The sequence below is a fragment of the Roseateles sp. P1_C1_2 genome (genome assembly GCF_056406535.1).
On sequence record NZ_JBFUAB010000001.1, the window covers coordinates 234,629 to 253,283 of the forward strand.

General features: G+C 63.1%; 17 protein-coding genes. 3 read left to right on the forward strand and 14 right to left on the reverse strand.

Going from position 1 to position 18,655, the window contains the following annotated elements; all coding sequences use genetic code 11:
- The first annotated feature begins 292 nt into the window (after positions 1-292).
- Both AC1D2H_RS01005 and AC1D2H_RS01010 read left to right on the forward strand, forming a co-directional pair.
- Positions 293-2,695, forward strand: coding sequence for a DUF1800 family protein (locus AC1D2H_RS01005; RefSeq protein WP_478009562.1), 2,403 nt, complete (start codon positions 293-295; stop codon positions 2,693-2,695).
- 111 nt (positions 2,696-2,806) lie between these two features.
- Positions 2,807-4,147, forward strand: a complete 1,341-nt coding sequence (locus AC1D2H_RS01010) for a DUF1501 domain-containing protein (RefSeq protein ID WP_478009563.1) — start codon at positions 2,807-2,809, stop codon at positions 4,145-4,147.
- Positions 4,148-4,379: 232 nt separating this feature from the next.
- On the opposite strand, the gene AC1D2H_RS01015 is transcribed toward AC1D2H_RS01010, so the two are convergent.
- Positions 4,380-5,009, reverse strand: coding sequence for an arylesterase (locus AC1D2H_RS01015; RefSeq protein WP_478009564.1), 630 nt, complete (start codon positions 5,007-5,009; stop codon positions 4,380-4,382).
- 9 nt (positions 5,010-5,018) lie between these two features.
- Between AC1D2H_RS01015 and AC1D2H_RS01020 the strand changes: the two genes are divergently transcribed.
- Positions 5,019-6,107 carry an acyltransferase family protein gene (locus AC1D2H_RS01020; protein ID WP_478009565.1) on the forward strand — a complete coding sequence of 363 codons (1,089 nt, stop codon included), beginning with the start codon at positions 5,019-5,021 and terminating at the stop codon, positions 6,105-6,107.
- A 91-nt stretch (positions 6,108-6,198) separates the two neighbouring features.
- On the opposite strand, the gene AC1D2H_RS01025 is transcribed toward AC1D2H_RS01020, so the two are convergent.
- The 13 genes from AC1D2H_RS01025 to AC1D2H_RS01085 all read right to left on the reverse strand — a co-directional run bounded on the left by AC1D2H_RS01025 (position 6,199) and on the right by AC1D2H_RS01085 (position 18,635).
- Positions 6,199-7,005 (reverse strand): hypothetical protein, encoded by an 807-nt coding sequence (locus tag AC1D2H_RS01025; RefSeq protein WP_478009566.1) that lies wholly within the window; start codon positions 7,003-7,005, stop codon positions 6,199-6,201.
- A gap of 146 nt (positions 7,006-7,151) precedes the next feature.
- The gene (locus AC1D2H_RS01030; RefSeq protein WP_478009567.1) at positions 7,152-7,325 is read right to left on the reverse strand and encodes a PEP-CTERM sorting domain-containing protein; all 174 of its coding nucleotides are present in this window, start codon (positions 7,323-7,325) and stop codon (positions 7,152-7,154) included.
- A 32-nt stretch (positions 7,326-7,357) separates the two neighbouring features.
- Positions 7,358-7,540: a hypothetical protein gene (locus tag AC1D2H_RS01035; RefSeq protein ID WP_478009568.1), complete on the reverse strand. Its 183-nt coding sequence runs from the start codon at positions 7,538-7,540 to the stop codon at positions 7,358-7,360.
- Between the two features lie 4 nt (positions 7,541-7,544).
- On the reverse strand, positions 7,545-8,357 hold the full coding sequence (locus tag AC1D2H_RS01040; RefSeq protein ID WP_478009569.1) for a hypothetical protein: 813 nt from the start codon (positions 8,355-8,357) through the stop codon (positions 7,545-7,547).
- A gap of 68 nt (positions 8,358-8,425) precedes the next feature.
- Positions 8,426-9,217 carry a PEP-CTERM sorting domain-containing protein gene (locus AC1D2H_RS01045; protein ID WP_478009570.1) on the reverse strand — a complete coding sequence of 264 codons (792 nt, stop codon included), beginning with the start codon at positions 9,215-9,217 and terminating at the stop codon, positions 8,426-8,428.
- A 216-nt stretch (positions 9,218-9,433) separates the two neighbouring features.
- Positions 9,434-10,588 (reverse strand): glycosyltransferase family 4 protein, encoded by a 1,155-nt coding sequence (locus AC1D2H_RS01050; protein ID WP_478009571.1) that lies wholly within the window; start codon positions 10,586-10,588, stop codon positions 9,434-9,436.
- 20 nt (positions 10,589-10,608) lie between these two features.
- Entirely contained in the window at positions 10,609-11,796 is a 1,188-nt protein-coding gene (locus tag AC1D2H_RS01055; RefSeq protein ID WP_478009572.1) for a glycosyltransferase, read from the reverse strand.
- 12 nt (positions 11,797-11,808) lie between these two features.
- Positions 11,809-12,363, reverse strand: coding sequence for an acyltransferase (locus AC1D2H_RS01060; RefSeq protein WP_478009573.1), 555 nt, complete (start codon positions 12,361-12,363; stop codon positions 11,809-11,811).
- A gap of 3 nt (positions 12,364-12,366) precedes the next feature.
- Complete coding sequence (locus tag AC1D2H_RS01065; RefSeq protein WP_478009574.1) at positions 12,367-13,842, reverse strand: lipid II flippase MurJ; 1,476 nt, start codon at positions 13,840-13,842, stop codon at positions 12,367-12,369.
- Between the two features lie 5 nt (positions 13,843-13,847).
- Positions 13,848-15,038: a glycosyltransferase family 4 protein gene (locus tag AC1D2H_RS01070; protein ID WP_478009575.1), complete on the reverse strand. Its 1,191-nt coding sequence runs from the start codon at positions 15,036-15,038 to the stop codon at positions 13,848-13,850.
- Positions 15,035-16,165 (reverse strand): glycosyltransferase, encoded by a 1,131-nt coding sequence (locus AC1D2H_RS01075; RefSeq protein ID WP_478009576.1) that lies wholly within the window; start codon positions 16,163-16,165, stop codon positions 15,035-15,037. The genes AC1D2H_RS01070 and AC1D2H_RS01075 overlap by 4 nt, the downstream gene beginning before the upstream one ends.
- Positions 16,162-17,532, reverse strand: coding sequence for an O-antigen ligase family protein (locus tag AC1D2H_RS01080; RefSeq protein ID WP_478009577.1), 1,371 nt, complete (start codon positions 17,530-17,532; stop codon positions 16,162-16,164). The genes AC1D2H_RS01075 and AC1D2H_RS01080 overlap by 4 nt, the downstream gene beginning before the upstream one ends.
- Complete coding sequence (locus AC1D2H_RS01085; protein ID WP_478009578.1) at positions 17,532-18,635, reverse strand: glycosyl hydrolase; 1,104 nt, start codon at positions 18,633-18,635, stop codon at positions 17,532-17,534. Before AC1D2H_RS01085 ends, AC1D2H_RS01080 begins: the two co-directional genes overlap by 1 nt.
- Positions 18,636-18,655 lie beyond the last annotated feature (20 nt).

The window sequence follows — 18,655 nt, forward strand, 5'->3', positions numbered from 1 at the left end:
GGCTGATAAGAACTTTTGCACGATTGCCATTGTCCAACAGCCGCTCGAACGCTTCAGAAAATCGGCACCCTCAACTTGCATGCGGCGGTTGACGCTCATCGCCCGCCCAGGCCCATTCGTGAGATTCACACTCATCGCATTGCTAATGCACGGGTCGCGTGGTTTGGATCACGAGCGCTACTTTTGCTTTCAGGTTCAAACCCCCTAAACGAGGGGGCACCTTGAAGACAATTCGGGTTGCACGCCGGAGGTCGGTTCGGCGTGGCAGTCCTTCCCTACGACCGAGATCGCCATGTACCCCTCTTCCAACGCCTCGCGCCCGCTTTCAGCCCTGATCAGCGCCCTCCTCGTCGCCGGTCTCGTGACCGGCTGCGGGGGCGGCAAGGGTGAATCGTCAAAAGCGAGTGTGGCATCGGCCTCGGAGACGCCAAGCACTGCCGCATCGGCTGCCATCGATGCGGCTGAAACAGCCTACAGGGCTGCAGCACCTGTCGAGTCGATGAAGGCCGCGCAGGATGAAGCGGCGGCGGCGGCGGCAGTGAAGGCGGCTGAAGCGGCCCTCAAGGCTCAAAATGCTTCTGAAGCCGCGACGGCTCCGGCCACGCAACCCATCTTCGTGGCTACCGGCGGTGTCGAGGCCGCTCCTGCGCTCGTCAAGGCCATGGCCGTGACCGCGCAGGTGTCTGCGACGCCTACCCTGATGCTCCGCGCTCGTGCAGACGTCGCTGGCGGCGTGGGCGCCATGGTCTCGGTGCTGATCAATGGCGTCACCGTGGGCAGCGTGGAAGTGACGTCCACCACGCTGGCCGACTACAGGATCAACGCCCCGGGCCTGACCGGCGGCGCCAAGGTCGAGGTCGTATTTACGAACGACGCCGTGGTCAACGGCGTGGACCGCAACCTCTACATCACCTATCTCTCGGACGGCAACACCGTCGTGCCGTCTACCGCGACCGGCGTAGCCATCGACCGAGGTGCCGGGGCAGCTGCGTTTGATGGCCAGGACGTAATCAAGGGTCAGATCAATATTCCATGGGCCGCCACGCTGCGAGTCATCTGGCCGACCAATCCGGTTGATACGCAGTGGGACCGCAAGGTCGACGCCGTGCGCTTCCTGCAGCAGGCCACTTTCGGCCCGACCCTGGCGGACGTCAACACGCTGGTGAACACCAGCTATAGCGACTGGATTGCCGCGCAGATGGCGCTTCCCTACACCGCCGACTTCGTCAACTACATCCAGGGCAAGTACGCGCTGGGCGACGCCTACCGGCCGCTGGGCGCCAACTACAACTACACCTGGGCGGGTCAGAAGTTCTGGGAGCGGGCCATCAACGCGCCCGACCAGTTGCGCCAGCGCGCCGCCTTTGCGCTGCACAAGATCTTCATGATCTCGCAGGCGGACAGCAACCTGCAATTCCAGGCTCGCTCCTACGCGAACTACATCGACATGCTCCACAAGCAGGCGTTCGGCAATTTCCGCGACCTGCTGGAGGACATCGCCCTCAGCCCCGCCATGGGCATCTATCTCTCGCACATCCGCAACCGCCCAGAAGATCTGGGCGTGGGCCGCATGCCTGACGAGAACTTCGCTCGCGAGATCATGCAATTGTTCACCATCGGCCTGTACGAGCTGAATGCCGATGGCAGCCTGCATCTGGACCCCAACGGTAACCCCATCGACACCTATAACAACGACGACATCTTGGCGATGTCCAAGGTGTTCACGGGGTGGAGCTGGGGCTTCCCCGACGCACAGCTGACCCTCACCAACTTCCGCTGGGTCACGCCCAGCGTGTCGATGGCCAACGATACGCAGATCGATCTCCAGCGCATGAAGGCCTACCCTGGCCAGCATTCCACGGTGCAGAAAAAGCTGTTCACGGGCCGAAGGTGGGCCCTGAGCCTGCCGGCCGGCAACAGCGCGGAAGCCGATCTGAAGGCCGTGCTGGACGCCCTTTTCAACCATCCCAACGTGGGGCCCTTCATCGGCCGCCAGCTGATTCAGCACCTTGTCACCAGCAATCCGAGCCAAGCCTACGTTAGCCGCATCACCGCGGTGTTCAACAACAACGGCCAGGGCGTGCGCGGCGACCTCGGCGCGGTGGTGCGCGCCATCCTGCTCGATCCCGAGGCCCGCAACACACCGGCCGTCAATGCAGGCAAGCTGCGCGAGCCCGTGTTGCGTGTGACCCACTGGATCAGGGCCTTCAACGTGAGGTCGGCTAAGGGCGATTTCCCGATGCCCTGGCTGCTCGACGACCAGGGTGAGCGCGCCTTTGGCTCGCCGTCGGTGTTCAGCTACTACCGTCCTGGCTATGTGCCCCCCAACAGCAAGTTCAGCACCCGCGGCGCCTATGCGCCGGAGTTCCAGATCGTTAACGAAACCACTGTCGCAGCTTGGCTGAACATGGCCGAAGCCATGGCCGGCTCAGGCATTGCCTGGACCGGGGCCGCGAACGATCTGGTGGCGAACTACGCGCCGCAAGCCACGTTGGCCGGCAGCGACAACATCGCCTCCCTGCTCGACCAACTCAACCTGCTGCTGCTCGGGGGACGCATGACGCCGTCCCTGCGGGGCCAGCTCATCGAGATGATGAGCCAGATTCCCACGACCAATACCGACGGCCCCCTCCTTCGCGCTCGTGCTGCCACTTTCCTGTCGCTCGCCTCGCCCGAGTTCGTGTTCCAGCCGTAACCCCGACACCGCAGAGATCTCACCATCATGAACGCCTCTCGCCGCGCCTTCCTTTCCGCTGCCTCCGGCCTCGTCGCTGCCGGTCTCGGTCGTCACGCTGCTCCCCTCGCCATGAACCTCGCCGGTCTCGGCGCTCTGGCGGCCAGTCAAGCTCAGGCTGCTAACACCGGCGACGGTTACAAAGCCCTGGTCTGCCTGTTCATGAGCGGCGGCAACGACAGCCACAACTGGGTCGTGCCGATGGATAGCACCAACTACGCCAGCTACGCGTCCGCCCGCACCGACCTGGCCGTACCGCTCAACAAGCTGCTATCGCTCAGCACCTCGGGCCAAGCCAGCGGCCGCACTTTCGGCATGCCGCAGGAACTTTCGGCGCTGCAGCGGCGTTACGAGCAAGGCCAATGTGCCGTTGTGGCCAATGTCGGTACCCTGGTGCGTCCGATCACCAAGGCCGAGTTCGCAGCCGGCGGCGCCGGAGTGCCGGCCAAGCTGTTCTCACACAACGACCAAGCCGCCACCTGGCAGTCGCTGAAGACCGAGGGCGCCCCTTCGGGATGGGGCGGCCGCATGGGCGACGCGCTGATGTCGGCCAACCAGCAGCCGGTCTTCACCGCTGTGGGAACGAGCGGCAACGCCGTGTTCCTGGCCGGCTCCAAGGTGACGCCCTACTACATCGGCGCCAACGGCGTGGTGCAAATCAACGCCGCCCAGGACGGCTGGCACGCAGGCAGCGCCGCCGTGCCCGGTGCTCTGCGCAGCATGCTGAACGCGGCGTCCAGCCCGAACGACTTCCAGGCCGAATACATCAAAGTCGCCCAGCGTTCGCTGAACACCACGGCTGCCCTGCAGGCTGCCATCACGGCCGGCGGCGTGCCGGCCCTGCCCACGTCACCGATCGCCCTGCCCAGCGGCACCAGCATCACGCTATCCAACGAAAGCATCGCCAAGCAACTGCGCATCGTCGCGCAGATGATTTCGGCCGGCCCGACGCTGGGCATGAAGCGTCAGGTCTTCATGGTCAACATCGGCGGCTTCGATGCCCATGCCTACCAGATGCGCGACCAGCCCCTCCAGATGGCCCGCGTCGCACAGTCCGTGGACTGGTTTCTAAACACCATACAGGCCCTGGGGCTGCTGAACAACGTCACGTTGTTCACCGCCAGCGATTTCGGCCGCACCCTGCTGAGCAATGGCGACGGCTCCGATCACGGCTGGGGCAGCCACCAATTCGTGCTCGGCGGCGCCGTGAAGGGCAAGCAGATCTTGGGCGACTTCCCGGTCACCGCCCTTGGCACCGCGAACGACGTCGGCTCGGGCCGCCTGCTGCCCAGCATGGGTGTCACGCAGTTCGCCAGCAGCCTCGCTGGCTGGATGGGCTTGAGCAGCAGCGAGCAGCAGGTTGTGCTACCCAACCTCTCTAGCTTTGCCGCCGGGCCGAGCCTGTTTGCATAACCGCGCGCGGGCGCGCTCGCATTGCGGAGAAGGGCGGCGCCGCCGCCCTTTTGTCTTTGATCAGAGGCTCGAACTGCCGGACATCTTTTTGTGCGATGCGCGTCTGCATTGCCTGCGCAATCCCAGGCCAATGACCAATGCTCTCACTGACATGCTGCAGGTCTAATGATTCAAGCTAGGGAAGCTCGGCAACGTGAAGTCTCGGCACGAAACCGTTCAGCGCAATCAGTCGCTAGATGCCTAGCAGGCTGCGCACCAAGGGCCAGACGTTGTCCAGCATCATCGGCTGCGCGAGGCTGTTGGGGTGCAGCCGATCCTTCTGCAAATATTTCTCAGCGCCAGGGCGCAGGCCAAAACCTTCGAGCAGGTACGGAATGCTGGGAATTCCGGTCACCGACACCACTTCCTGAAACATTCTTGCTTGCTCTTCAGGCGTAGCTCTCCCGATTGCTGTGCCTGACTTCATCCCGACGAAGCCGACGGCCACGCCCTTTGAACGCGCCTGGTTGATCATAGTGATCAAGTTCGTTTTCGCTTCTGCCAACGACAAGCCACGCAGCGCATCGTTAACTCCAAGTTCGATGAGCATATGAGTAGGGTGATGCCGTTCAAGATCGCCGGGCAAGTGTTCGATGGCGGCCTTGGTGGTCTCGCCGGTTCTGCTTGCATTGACGACCTCAACACCATAGGCCTGCAGTCGGCTGCTCATCATGAAGACCCAGCCTTCATCTGGCGCTAGACCAAAACCTGCGGAAATGCTGTCCCCGAAAACCATGAGCTTTTGACGAGGAGCTGAGGTAAAAGCACGCCCTGAAATCAGGACTGCGGCAGACGCAAAAGAAAGTTTTCGACGAGAGATCATGAGCGCTTGATGAAAAAGGACATCTGGACGATTCAAGCCCTCAGAGGGCTGGCTGCATCGATGGTGGTGTTGCACCATGCCATCAGAGCGTTCGATGGCAAGGCGCAGGTCGGTCACTTCGCAAGTGCATCGCTGTTTTCCGACACACCGATTTGGAACTTCTTGGTCATCGGCGTCGACATCTTTTTTGTCATCAGCGGCTTCATCATGATGCACACGGTGTCGACGGATACCGGCTCCGCAGCTGCTCGCGGCTTTTTGGTCAGGCGATTCATCCGCATCTACCCTTTGTACTGGATCGCCACCCTGCTACCTGTTCTTGGCGCGTTGGCGGTGTATTTGAAAAGCGGCAATGTCGACCCCTTCGCTCTGGCGCCGGGCAGATTGCTGGCGTCCCTGACGCTGTTTCCCAGCATGGCCGCAAACGGCCACGTCCAACCTATCGTTGGAGTGGGGTGGACGCTGTCCTATGAGGTGTTTTTCTATCTGTGCTTTGCCGCAGCGCTGGTGCGAGGTCGGCAACTAGCTCTCACGATCAGTGCCACGCTTGCAAGCATCGTCTTGCTCTTTCAATTCCTTGCTCCAGGGAGTGCGGTCGTCGACTTTCTCGCCGCACCGATTTCGTTGGAGTTCATCTATGGGATGGTGCTCGGCGCGCTGTTCAAGGCAGGCCAACTCCCTCGACTTCCCGCGCTGGTGGGTTTCATCGCGTTGACCGCCACCGTGGCCATCGCGGCAGTGATTCCTGAGGAGCATCCGTTGCGCTTCATTTGCTTCGGTTTTCCGGCATGCCTGATCGTCTGGTCGGCACTGTCATGCCACGATGTTCGGCCCCTGAAGCACGCCACTGAAATTGGCGCTGCGTCCTATGCGACATACCTGTTCCACATGCCTGTGATCTATTGGCTCGTGTTGAAGCCTCTGGACTTGCTGAAAGTCGTCCCGACACAGGCCTTCGTTGTCGACGCGCTGATCGTTGTCGCCGTGCTGTTGTCCTTGCTGGTTGGCTCCGCCATCCATGCGGCGCTCGAAAAACCGCTTCAACATAAGCTGACTTCGCGGCTTCGCAAGCATCAGACAGCCTCAGCCGTGGTGTAGTGCATCGCTGACGCCCGCAGCGCGCAAGTGCCGCTGACCTTGTCGCCCGTTGAAGTCAACGCAGTTGCCCTGCGCTTGCCTCCATCGGCCATCACGCCGCCCTTTTGCGGCGTCGCCTTGCTTCCACCAGAGCCACCAGCGTAGCGGCACACCCCAGCAGCGCCCAGCTTGCCGGCTCCGGCACCGGCGACACATTCCCGTTGACGGCCACGCTGGACTGCACGTTCACGAGAACATCCCTGTCCGTCTGGTTGGAGAACGTGGTGACCAGCAAGCGTTCGCCACGCTCGTCGAATGAAACCAGGGTACGGCCCATGTCGATGTTCAGCGCGTCGCTGACGTCCTTCCAATCGCCGTTGAGACCGCCGTTGCCGCTGATCTGGATGCGCACGGCGCTGGAGAAATTTCGATTGAACTGCGGGCCCGTTGAAAAGAATCCCTGGACGCTCGCAGACGCCTTGGAAGTCAGCTGCAGCTGCGTGTGCGCCGACAGCGTGAAGGTGCCGGATTCCGCCGTGAAGGCATAGAGGCTGAAGCCCGTGCCGCTGCCATCACTCAAGGAGGTGCGCGCATCCGCGGTCATGCCGGCGCCCTGCAATGTTCCGTTGCCGCTGAAACCCACGGAAGCCATCATGGGGTTCACCGACAGGTCGATGTTCGCCGGGTTGTAGATGGTGTGGCTGCTGGAGACGTGGGAGTTGAAGGAAAAGGGCGGCGTGGCTCCAACCGCACCAAACGACTGCCCGCTGCTGAATGTCAGCGCCGGCTGGATACCGTCCGTCGAATCCAGGTCCGTGAGCTGCACAGCAAATGGGCCCATGACGGAATTCATCGTGACCCCCGCGCCTGCAGAGCAGGACACCACAAGCGCAACCGCAGCCGCAACGAACTTATTCATACCGCCCCTCTTCATTGCCACTGGCAATTCCGTTGAAGTACGGATACTCAAGCCGTTGATTGCCCTCGACTATCCCTACGAAGGGACCAATGGGCTCTTTTGTAAGCGTCCGCATCTCACAAGGCGCGTGTCGCCGCATGAGACGGTCAAAGAGAAGTATTGCCTCTGCGCACGCGGATCAACGTGTGACTGCAACGACGGCGCCAATATGAGCACGCCATCAGGCCGAGCCCTGACAAAAACATCGCCGCACTCGTGGGCTCGAGAACGAGCAACAGCATCTGGCGAACCGATGCGCCGATCCAAAGTTCGCCGCCCATGACATCCGACGTAGCGTTTACGAACGCCAGACTCACAACTTCTTGCTCGTGCTGCGGAATGCCACCTCGACGCCGGCGCCGTCGATTCGGAGAAAGCCATCAAGGTCCATCTGATTGTCGATGTGGCCGGACATGGACGAAGCAACATCCGTCGTCGCCAGCGCGGAAATGACCAGTCGCGTATGGGCTGTGAGCAAGAATTTGGCGTCCAGCACGTCTTCAACAGGGACCGTCGCGCCGCCGCCATCGCCCGCGCCTTGCAACGCAGCCAAAGACAGTCAGGCCGGCAGCGAGCGTCCATGCGCCCCTGGGCTCTGGCACAGGCGAGTAGATGGCTTGCACCGCTTTTGTCCGCACTTCGATGGTTCCGCCCGCCTCCTGCGCCAGGGTGTTTTGATAAACAAACTCCAGCACTGTGTCTTGATGACTGAAGAAGTCGAACGAATCTCGCGGCGCCCGGTACGCAAGCAGAAGGTCACGGTTATAGGTCTCGCTGCCGGCGCCCGCATTGACATTGAGGCGAACTTCCGTCGTGGAGACCTGCACGTTGTGATCGCCGTTCAACATTGAAGCCTGAGCATCAAGTGCCGCCAGCGCTGAGAAGCGCAGTGATGTCTTCGGTGTGAGGCGGAATCCCATATAGATGCTGGCGTCACTCTCGCTCTCCGTCGGTATGAAGGTCACTGAGGCAAGCGATGAACGGACCTGACTCTGCATGCTGAAAGTGTTCCAGTCAGCACCGCTGAATTGCAGCTCGCTGGTGAGAGGCCCCGCCGAGATGGACCGGTCTGCGGGAGAAAACAACGATGCAGCGTAGAAGCGCTCGTACTGAGCGAACTCGTTGGGCAAGCGGACCATGGCCGCCCCGCTTGATGAAGCGAATACCGTCGTGAATGCCGGAGTGATGCCGTCCAGCGGGTCCAGATCAATCAACTCGAGCTTGAACCCACTCAACGTCGCCGTGAGTTCCGAAGTTGCTTGAACAGACAGCGCAGTCAGCAAAATGAAGCCGGCAACACTGAGGCGTTTCATCGATTCGACCTCGCACGCAGCCCCACGGACGGCCGCCGTTGAACGTTCATCCGGACAGCCACCAATTCCTACGATCGAACGTGATCTCGGCGGCGCCTTGCGAGAGCGGCCACCAACCCGATACCAGCTAAAAGCAAGCCGGCGCCGGTTGGCTCCGGTATGGGCTGCAGCGTTTGCTGAACCGATGCCCTCGCCCACAACTCGCCGTTCAAGTCACCGGACGTCGTGTTCACGTATACGAGGCTCAGTCTCTCTTCCTTGTGCCGGCTGAAAACTCCCGCAGTTCTCGGGGGTAGGATGAGGCTGAAAGTTTCTTGGTAGCCGCTTGGCACCCCTGCCCCCTGCAAGCGAATGAAGGCAGCGAGGCTCACCTGATTGTCGATTTCTCCGGTTAGCGATGAACTCACATCCGTCGTCGCCCAAGCAGAGAAGACCAGTCGTGTGTGCGGCGTCAATGAGAACTGGGCTCTTGAGGCGGCGAGTGCGTAGTTGCTGGAGTAGCCCTGCGCCGAGCTCAGGCCGTAGCCCGACTTGGCTTCGAAGCTGGTACCTGTCAAATCACCACTGCCCAGCGCCACAAACACCGCCGTGCTTGGACTGGAGGAACCTGAACCAGCGACTGCTTGGAAAGGCGAGGGAAGCGACGTGGATTTGTTGTCGTATTGGTCGCGCGCCGATAAGGCGTACGCCGCGCCATAAGAATTGCCGCCCAGCCATGTGACGGCCGGGGCGATGCCGTCCAAAGGGTCCAGGTCGATCAGTTGGACTTGTAAGCCCGCGAGCGACGCGGCAAGTTGCACGTCAGCATGCGCCGAAAACGCTGCGCTCAGTACGCCAGCAGCTACCAGGATGCGGTTCATCGATTCGTCCCCTTCAAAGGTGAGGCGAGCGATCAGCCAAACTGTCCCGTACGTTGACAGACTGGGACAGCACCGGCCAATCCCTAAACCCTTGGTCGAGAACGAAACGTGGTTGCTGCACGCGCGTCAACGGTGCAGCAGCGGCAGTACCCGGCTTCTAGTGAACGCTCCCGCGTTTGCGCCGAGCGGCGGCACGCGGGCTTACGCGTTCGCGGGTCAGTTGAATGCGGCCCAGGCCTTTTCCACTACCGCACGAAGCTGACTTGAGAAGTTCTGCGGGGCGAAGCTCACCGCGTGCTCCCTGCAAGCCATGGCCGAGAACCCCTCGCGCGCCGCCTCGAACTCGCGCACCGCCGCCTGGATGGCGGGCACCGTCTGCTCCTTGAAGAACACCCCTGTGCGGCCAACGTCCCCCGGCTGCCCGCGCACGGTCTCGAGGCTGCCCCCCTTGCCATAGGCGATCACCGGCGTACCGCAGGCTTGGGCCTCCACCGGCGTGATGCCGAAGTCCTCTTCCGCCGCGAACACGAATGCCTTCGCTCGCTGCATGTGATCGATCAGCTCTGGCGTCGACTTGTAGCCCAGCACCTGCACGTTCGGTGTGGCCACGGCCTTCACCTTGTCGAACTCCGGGCCCTCGCCAATCACCACCAGGCGCTTGTCCGGCATGCCGGCGAAGGCCTGCACGATCAGCGGGATTTTCTTATAGGGCACCATGCGGGAAGCGGTCAGGTAGAAGTCCTCCTTCTGCTCGCGCAGCGAGAAGCGCTCGATGTCCACCGGTGGATACACCACCGTCGACTGGCGCCCGTACGCCTTGGCGATGCGCCGTCCAACGAACTTCGAGTTCGCCACGAAGGCATCCACACCGTTGGCCGTGCGCGTGTCCCACAGCCGCATGTAGTGGAGGATCAACCGCGCGATGGCACTTTTCAGCCCCTTCACCAGGCCCGCCTCGGCCAGGTACTGGTGCTGCAGGTCCCAGGCGTAGCGGATGGGCGAGTGCACATAGCTCACATGCACCTGGTCTGGCCCCGTGATCACACCCTTGGCAACGGCATGACTGCTCGACAGCACCACGTCGTAGGAGGAGAGGTCCAACTGCTCAATCGCCAGCGGCATCAGCGGCAGGTAGGCGCGGTACTTCGTCTTGGCCCAGGGCAGGCGTTGGATGAAGGTTGTCTTGGGCGTACGGCCGCGCAGGAAGAACCTCAGGTTCTCGGGCACGAAATCCACCACGCTGAACAGGTCGGCCTCCGGCCAGGTCTCGAGCATCTTCTCGAGCACCTTCTCGCCACCGCCATACACGGTCAGCCAGTCATGCACGATGGCCACGCGCGGGGCGCGGGTGGCAACAAGTTGTTGGGTCATGTCGCAGTCGATAGAAAGGTTCAGCGCGCGGCGGCCTCGGTGGCCGCCGCCTGCGGCTGCGCAAGCAGCGCCATCATGCGTGCGGTGCGGCGCTCGTAGGTCTGGTCACGCGCAGCGTCCAGGCGGGCCTCCAGGGGCGCCACCTGGCTGGCCAGGGCCTGCTCGACGCCGGCGATGAAGGCGACATGGTCGTCCGCAAGGCAAGCCACGTGGCCATAGGCCTTCAATGCATGCAGCTGCGTCGACACGACCGGACGCCCCGCGGCCAGGTACTCGAAGAACTTCATCGGGAACATGCCGCGCGTGTACTCGTTGATCATGCTCGGCAGGATCGCCACGTCAAAGCCCTTCAGATAGGCCGGCAGTTCCGCATAGCTGCGCGGGCCCACGAAGTGCAGGTTCTTCAGGTCTTGCAAGGTGCTCACATCCGTCCACGGATCGCCCTCGCCCACTTTGCCGATGAGCACGATGCTCCACTCGGGGTGGGCCTCCGCCATGCGGCGCAGCAGCGGGAAGTCCACCTTGTAGCCACTGATCGCCCCGACGAAGCCGATGCGCGGGCCCGGCAGGGCGGCAAGGTCTGCCGGAATGGGCAGCTCGGCGGAGCGCGCCGCGGCGAAGTGGTCGAACTCCGCCACATTGGGGAAGTAGTAGGTGCGCGGGTTCTGCAGCCGCCGGGTCTCCAGCAGATGCTCTGCCGTCACGAAGCACAGTCCCACCTGCGCCATCAGCTCGCCTTCGGCACGCTCGATCTCCTGAACCGGCATGCCGGGCTGAGCCTTGATCTCGTCCACGCAGTGGTAGACCGTGTGCGGATAGCTCGCGAGCTTCACAAAGCGCACCGTCATCGGGTTGTAGGTCCACAGCAGCGTGGGCTTCAGGCCCAGCACCATGGACCACAGCTTCAAGCCACCACGCACCAGCAGTTGGTTGAGGCCACGCACCAGCGCGAAACGCTGCAGCGGCACCACCAGCGGCGACCACACCCAGAGGTTGGGCCTCACCTCGCGCGGGCGCTTCAAGCCGCGCTTGAGCCGCCGCCACAGGCGGCCCATGTCTTGCGCACTGGCGGAAGGGCGGCGCAGGCCGAGCGACTCCACATAAAGCACGCGGTGCCCGGTGCGGGCCAGTTCGCAGGCCACGTGCTGCTTGTTGGTCCAGAACGGATTGTCCCAGTCGGCCGTGGAGAGTAAAACAATATCAAACATCATCGATTCCGTTCAGCTCACAAGCGATTTGACTTTTTTCGCCGGCACTCCCGCATATACCGAAGCGGCTTCAAGCTCGCCTTTGGCGACGGAATTCGCCGCGACCACGGTATTGGCACCCACGCTGCAACCCCGCGTCAAGACCGCATTGGCCCCTACCCAGACGTTATCTGCCAGCTTCACAGGGCTTTTTTTATAACCCTGCGATGAAAAAGGACGCCCGTCAAGCTGCATTGAATGATCCGAATCAAAAACACAAACACCTGGCCCGAACATCACTTCGGAACCGATCGATATATTCTCGTGCGAGACGATCATGCAATTTTGATTCATGAAGAATCCCGCACCGATCTCAATCACCCCGCCCGAGGAGCGAATCAATCCGCCTCGGTCGATATATATCCTGCGTCCCGCAGCAAATTTTATTTTTCCGGAACCGGAAATTTCAATACGCGTCGTCGGGTGAATGAAGACGTTGAAAATATTAAATTCCAAGCGCTCACCATATCTCAGCTTGCGCAGCACATTTCCAATCAGACCGAAGACAAACTTGAAACGAATTTTCATCATCTACCTTCTGCGCACGGCCCTCACGGCATCCAACACAACCCGCCTGGAGGGTCCATGAATGCCGATGAAGAGGAACCATATCAGTGCGCCAAGCGCCACCTCCGCACCGACATGCGATGCAAAGGCATATCGAAACGACGCAATCGCGCAAACGTGGAGCGCGGCAACTGACAAACACGGCCACGTCTTGCTGCACAGCTCGCGCAACAAACCAAGCAAATAGCAAGCCAGAATTGCTACGAACACGCCGGCAACTGCAACTGAAACGCCTAAAACCGCAACCCCGAAGACCCGCTGCAGGAAAAGATTAATGGCGACCGAAACCGCGACCCCGGTAATAGCCACCCACAACACCAATGCATTCTTTCCCCGGGCGTTGAGAAATTTCTGCGCGGCATATCCCGTCAAGAGGAACACGACGCCAAGCGCCTGGGCCGAGAGAATGGACGACGTCACATCGACGGATTGCTGGCTGAATGCGCCTCTCTGTAACGCGACTTTTACGATCCAGGTGGCTTCGGCCCACAAGAAAACCGAAATCGGCGCACCGACGATAATCAACGTCCGCAGTGAATTCACGGCATGCCGCCGGAACGTCGCTTCGTCCATGGTCGGCATCGAAGCCTGACCGGCCATACCAAAAGGCATCGCGATAAGAATGAGCAGCGTCTCGGTAATGAAGCGTGCATAGTCGAGCGCCGCCACGGCGTTGGCCTCAAGCTCAGAGGCCACCCGCCGCTCCACTACTTGAGAAACCTGCAATGCCAGGGGCACCCACATAAGCACCAGGAATACCCGCGCGACGGGAGTCAACGTCAGGCGCCAACTGCGCCAAGACCCCACCTTGGCGGTCAGGCTCAACCCCAGCTCGCGGTTGATCCTCACCGCCCAGACGAGCAGCCCCAGGTAGGCAGCCACAAATCCCACGGCGATGAGCAGCGGCTGGCCAAAGACCCACGCAGCCAAGGTACCGATCAGCAAACCAGCACTTTGTACCGATGCCCGTGCGGTCAGCACCCGACCATGGCCATGCACGAGCTCTGTAGCTCCGTACAGCCCGACCAGCACATAGGCCGGCAGTGCGGGCGCCAGCACCGCAACGAAGCGGGCGGAAAGTTCGCGCGCCGAGGCGCTGAAGCCGGGCGCCATGACGGCGACCAGATGGTCGCCCAAGAACACCAACCCGATGGCCACAAGCACTGCCACTGCCAGCAGGGTGCGTTGCATCGCGGCGAACAGCTGCTGCGCTGCTGCAGGGTCAGTCGCCCGCAGCCTGGCATAGTGCGGCGTGAAGGCGCCACTGACCACATCGGAGACAAAACCGTGCAGCGGCAGCAGGAACGCGGCCTGCGCCAATCGGTAGGCATTCGCGACAAGCCCGGTGCCGAAGCACCACGCAGCCACCAGCTCCCGCAGCACGCCCAGCACCTTGCCGGCGATGCCGCCAAACAGCAGTCGCTTGACGAGCCCCTGCATGTACGTCAGGCCCGGGGCTGCGCGAGCAGGGTCGCGTAGGCCTGCGCGCACTCCGGCAGCGCGTACTCGGGCGTCAGCCGGCTGCGGGCGGGAGAACCGTCGCGGTTCTCGGCCAGCGCCTTCGCCAGGGCATCGGCAAGGGCGTCGGCGTCCTTGGGGTCGCTGAAGCGCAGCCCCAGCGAGGGCAGGAAGACGGGCCGCATGCTTTCGGACACGACAGCGGGCAGGCCGCAGGCCAGGGCCTCCAGCACATTCATGGGTAGGCCCTCCTGGCGCAGGCTCGGGAAGGCAAAGACCTGGCCCGCCGCGAGCAGGGCGGGCATGTCACCGCGGTCTACGGCACCGGTGAAGTGAATGCGACTGCGATGGGTGCTGGCCTGGGCTTGAGCCCGCAGCGCAGCCTCGTCTTCGCCACCACCCACGATCAACAAATGGGGCGCGGGATCACAGCTCGCGAGGCGTTCGAAAGCCTGCAGCAACTGGCGTGCGCCCTTTTGCGGGTGCAACCGCGCCGCAAAGACGATGAGAGGCCGGTCCGGCCCGATGCCGAAGCGCTGACGCACTGCCTCAGCAGCGGCGGCATCGGGGCGAAATCGCTCGGTGTCGATGCCGTTGCGGATAACTTCACGCGGCACCTGCCCGGCGACCCAGGGCATGGGCCAGTCGCTGAACTGCCGGGCCAGCACGTCGCCACAGAGGGCGATGTGGTCGAAGCGGCGGTAGATGCGCGCGTCCTTGAAGATCCACAGCAGGTTCTTGGCGGACTTGAGCCACTGCAGAGGCTGGCCTGAACGCCACTTGGACTGGAACTCGCCCCAGGATGTGCCATGGGCCTGGAACACGAATGGCACGCTGGGCGCGGCTGCGCGAAAGCCCGGCATCTCGGCCGCCGCCGAGCTGATGCTGAGGACCGCATCGACGGGGTCGCGGGCATGCACACGCAGTGCGGCGGAGTCGGACTCACGCCACCAGGCTGCGGAATAGCGCTCGGGCGGCGCGCTGGACAGCGGTTCGACGCGAACACCGTCGGCCTCGAACGGTGCTTCACGCCCTGGGATGGCGGTGGTGAGCACGGTGACGCGATGCCCTTGTTGGGCCAGCATGCGGAAGACGTCCCAGGCGATGGCCTGCATGCCGCCGATGCTGTGGAACGGCAGAGTGCGGGACACGCCGAGCACGTGAAGGTGCGCACTCATGCCGCCGCCCGGTAGATGCCTTCCAGGCTGCTCGACTGCGCCTGGATGTCGAAACGCTCATGCACGAGGGCGCGGCCCGCGTCGCCCATGCGACGGCGCAGGCTGGCATCGGCCAGCAGGGCGTCGAGGGCGTCGGCCAATGGCTCGACGGCACGTTCAGGCACGAGAAAGCCGCTGCGGCCATCGCTGACAGCCTCGGGAATGCCACCATGCAGCGTGCCCACCACGGGTAGACCGCTGGCCGCGGCTTCGAGCAGCACGAGGCCCAGGCCTTCGGAGTCACCGCTGGGGGCCGTGACAGACGGCAGCGCGAGCACGCTGGCCTGGGCCATGCGTTCGCGCACCACGCGGTGGGGCACGGCACCGGCGAACTCGACGCGGCCCTGCAATCCGTGGCCCGCCACGCGAGCTTCAAGCGCGCCGCGTAACGGTCCGTCTCCAAGGATGGTGAGCCTCGTCTCGGGGTGGCGAGCCGCCAGCCTGGCGAACGCGTCGATGAGGTAGGCGGTGCCCTTCTTGTCGACCAGCCGGGCCACGTGCAGGATCTGCGGCGCGCCGTTGTGCGAGGCCGGGGCAAATGGCCGCGGGTCAATGCCCATGTAGTGCACCTGCAGGCGCGCGGCAGGGTAGCCGGCCTTCAGTGCCTCCTGGCGCATGAACTCGGAGACGCAGATGAACTGGTCGCCCTGCTCCTGCAGCCGCTGCATGCCCAGCGCAAAGCGCATCAGCGACGGCTTGCGCGAGCGCAGGAAGTGGGAGCGGTGGGTGGTGACGTCAAAGCCATGCAAGGTGGTCAGCAAGGGCAGCTTCAGGCGGCGCGCCGTGGGCAGCACCTGGAAAGCGTCGACGGCAAAGTGGGCATGAATCACCTGCGCGCGGTGGCCCTGGATGGGCTGGCGGTAGTAGTCAGGCCAACCTAGAGCGCCAGCCAAGCGGGCCTGCCACAGGCCTCGGGAAGCGACGGACCAGCTCGCGATACGAGGGTCGGCCGCACCAAAAGTCTGCCGGCCGAGCAGCAGCACGTCGCTGTTAGGCAGCGCGGCCAGCTGTTCGGCGATAAAAGGCTCTGAGGGTTTGAACAGTTGGGTGCGAAAGGCCGCGAGCCGAAACGGGGCAACAGAGGTCATGGAGCTGGGGATGTGGCGCGGCGGCCGTACTGCATCAAGGCCGTCACGCCGCCAGCGACAAGGGCCAGAACGGTGGTGATGTGCGGCTCACCCAGGATGCCGAAGTTCTCGCCCTGGGCCTGTACGAACACCCAAAGGAAGGCAGCGAACACACCCATCGGCAAGCCCGACAGCGAGCCCGGTGTGACCCAGACCAAGCGCAACTGCGCCCACAGGAAAGTCACCGAGAAGGCTAGGCCCGCCAGCGCGGCGCCGATGCCGGCCTTGCTCCACAGCAGCATGAACATGTTGTGCGGCGGGTAACCGGGGTTAAGGCCGTTGGCGAAGGCGTAGAACGGGAATTTCAGCTCCCAGCCGCCGTGACCAAGCCCGATCAGCGGATGCTTTTTGAATGACGCCCAGGCGAATGACCAGATGCGCTGGCGCACGCTCAACGTATCGCCAGACGCACGCGTGAAGCCGGATTGGCTATACAGCTCCCAGGCAACGGGTAGGGCGACCGAGATGACAGCTAGCAAGAAGCACACGGAGGCGACCTGCAACATGCTGGGGCGCCGGCCTCGGGCGAAGAGCACGGCTATAACTACCATGGGCACAGCTACCGCGCAGATCGCGCCGGCCTTGGAGCCTGTAAAGAAGACTGCGGCCCAGTTCAACGCACCTATCACTCGCAGGTCGAGCCGCCGCAGCGCGCCGCCGAAATGCCAAGCAACCATGGCGCAGCAGCCCGCGAAGGCGGCGGCGCCATTGGCATTGACAAAGAGCCCGCCGGCCTTGCCGGGATCGAAGATATTGTTGGGCGAGCCGTCGAACAGGCTGGCTAGCACGTTGGGCGAGATGAACAGCCCCGCCACCCGCGAGGTGATGAAACGTGCCTCGATGCTGGGCGCCACCCGGAACAGCATGATGAGGGCCACCTGGATCAGCGACGCCCACAACATCAGCACGAACAGACGCACCAGCCCTTCCGGCTTCTGCATGCCGTACTGGAAGGCTGCGCCGCTCAGCAGGAAGAAGGGCAGGACGTAGATGAACTCACGAATACCAGCCAGCGGCGCGGGCGACCAGACGCAGGCGATGAGCTGGATGGCTGTCATGGCAGCCGCCGAGCGCATCCACCACGTGCGCCATAGCGGCCAAGCGCGTACACCTTTCAGCGCCGCGAGACCCGACAGCAGGTTCAGCGAGGGGAAGATGCCGGCCACCGGCAGCGTATATGCCATAACCGTGGACGTGGCCCCCGCGACCCAGAGCCACCGGTGGGGCTGCACCAGCGCCAGCAGCAGCATGACGCCGAGCGCGAGCAGCAGGGGCAGCCCAAAGATCGCCAGCCAGAAAGCCGACGAAAGAAGCCACGTGAAGTCCATCAGCGGCCAGGCCTCTCGAGGCCATTCAACGGCACGGCAGCTTCACCCTGGGGCTGCCAGCCGACGGCGGGCGCACCTGCCTTGTTCCAACGCAGTCGATATTCGCCCTTGGCACTCTGCTGCACGGGCCGGCCGTTCTGCCGGACCAGGCTTGCAGCCTGCTCGAAATGGTCGGCAACCGGTTTGCGGCTGTAGTCGAACTGGAGCAGGCCAAAGCGATGCTCCTTGTTGCTGATGTCCTGGCCCTGGTCGCGCAGGCAATACCACCAGACGCCGGCGACGCGCTTGCGGCTTGCAGCGAGCAGCATGAAGCGCGACAGATAGGACTCGACCTCGGCATCGGTGCGGCCATACCGCCCGCTGAAGCTGGGCCAGCCGACCTCGGTCACGTAGATGGGCATGGACGTCGCGCCTACAGCGTCCAGTTGCGCGGTGAGGTCGTCCACCAGTGCCATCGCGGCTTCCGGCGTGCGCAGGTCACGATAGAACCAGTTGTAGGGATGGATGGACAAACCGTCGACCCATTTGTGCCCGCCCAGACTCAGGAAGCGCTCGATCCAGCCCTTGCCCAGACCCAGGTCCGAGATGCCGCCCGAAAGCAGGCGCACGGAAGGGTCGACCGCCTTGACGGCCTTGCTGACCGCTGTGGCGAGCTGGATGTATTCATCTGCGGACGCCGGCCGTGTCTTGCCGGTGTGGGTGTTCCACTCGTTCCACAGGTCGTACAGCCGCACCTTGCCCTTGAAGTGGCTGACCACGAATGCCGCATAACGGCTGAAGGCACTGACGGCTTCTGGCGAGGTGGGCTTGTCGCCGCCGTAGCGAGGGTGGCCATAGGCCAGGATCAGCAATGGAACGACCCCGGAGGTCACGCACTGGTCGACCATCGCATCCAGTTCGGGAAGCATGCGGAGCTGACCATTCGCGTCCTCGATGCGCGACCAGGGCGCGTCGATGCGTATGGAGCGGGCACCGAGCCCGGCGGCTAGCGTCACCGCCCGGGTCAAGGGCTTGTCATTGATCGACAGGCCCAGCCCACAAAGGAACTGGTCATCTGGTTCAGCCTCGGCTGCCTGGGCCGTCAAGCCCGGCAGCAAGGCCATTGCGCCGGCAGTGCCAGCCA